This is a genomic window from Jannaschia formosa (assembly GCF_003340555.1).
In the GTDB taxonomy this organism is placed as follows: Bacteria; Pseudomonadota; Alphaproteobacteria; order Rhodobacterales; family Rhodobacteraceae; genus Jannaschia; species Jannaschia formosa.
The window spans coordinates 1-1,309 of the sequence record NZ_QPLJ01000090.1; the positions used below are offsets into that span (position 1 = coordinate 1).

General features: G+C 64.7%; 1 protein-coding gene. It reads left to right on the forward strand.

The features are described 5' to 3' along the window. Positions 1-56: 56 nt before the first annotated feature. Positions 57-1,282 (forward strand): IS3 family transposase gene (locus tag DR046_RS22905; RefSeq protein ID WP_115384635.1). Its coding sequence is split into 2 segments (ribosomal slippage): positions 57-408 and positions 408-1,282, totalling 1,227 coding nucleotides; the frame shifts between segments, so codons are not numbered across the junction. Positions 1,283-1,309: the final 27 nt, after the last annotated feature.

Sequence of the window (1,309 nt, forward strand, 5' to 3'; positions counted from 1 at the left end):
TGAACTGGCCCCCGTTTCGACCGGACACTTGGGCATAACCATGGAGGCTTAGGCATATGCCTGAGCACGTGCTTATGTCTGAGATAGAGATCATCACCGATGGCGGCCGTCGGCGCCGCTGGTCCGCGAGCGAGAAGATGCGGATCGTCGAGGAGACGCTGGAGGAAGGCACCAGCATCTCGGTCGTGGCCCGCCGGAATGGCGTTGCGCCGAACCTGCTGTATCGTTGGCGCCGTCTGATGCTGGATGGAGGAGCCGTGGCCGTGTCCGAGGATGACGACGTGACCAGCAATCGCGCTGTCCGGCAGATGGAGGAGCGCATCCGGGAGCTCGAGCGGCAACTCGGCCGCAAGACGCTCGAGGTCGAGATCCTCAAGGAGGCGCTGGACAAGACCCGCTCAAAGAAACGGACGTGGCTCGCGCAGTCGCAGCCGAAGGACGGTTCCCGGTGAAGGTCGTGGCCGAGACCCTGGGCGTCTCCCGCTCGAACCTGCACGCCCGGCTGAACGGGAGCGCGAAGCCGCGGCGGCGCTACCAAAAGGCGCAAGACGCGGCGGTCTTGCCGTTGATCACGACGCTGGTGGCGGCGCGCCCCACCTACGGCTACCGCCGGATCACCGCGCTCCTGAACCGGCAGCTCCGGGCTCAAGGGACTGGGCCCGTGAACCACAAACGCGTCTACCGCATCATGAAGGCGCACAACCTCCTGCTGGCTCGCAGATACACCGAACGGCCGGAGCAGACCCACGAGGGCAAGGTGGTCACGATGCGCTCGAACATCCGCTGGTGTTCCGATGGCTTCGAGTTCACCTGCTGGAACGGTGACGTCATCCGCGGCGCCTTCATGATCGACGCGCATGACCGGGAGATCATCTCCTGGCGGGCTGTCGTGAACGGCGGCATCAGCGGATCGGACATCCGCGACATGATGCTGGAGGCTGTCGAGCAGCGGTTCGGCGACTACCGGACGCCGCATCCCGTCGAGATGCTGAGCGACAACGGCTCGTGTTTCATCGCCCGTGAGACGCGCATCTTCGCCAGCCAGCTCGGCCTGAGGCCGTGCTACACGCCCGTGAAGAGCCCCGAAAGCAACGGGATAGCCGAGGCGTTCGTGAAGACGCTGAAGCGCGACTACGTCCACGTCACGCCGTTGCCGGACGCCGCCACAGTCCTTGGATTGATCGCCGGGTGGATCGAGGACTACAACGACAACCACCCGCACTCAGGGCTGAAGATGCGCTCGCCACGCGAGTTCATCCAAGCTCAAAACGCAACCGCCTGAGTGTCCGCTGAAACGGGGGCAAGACCA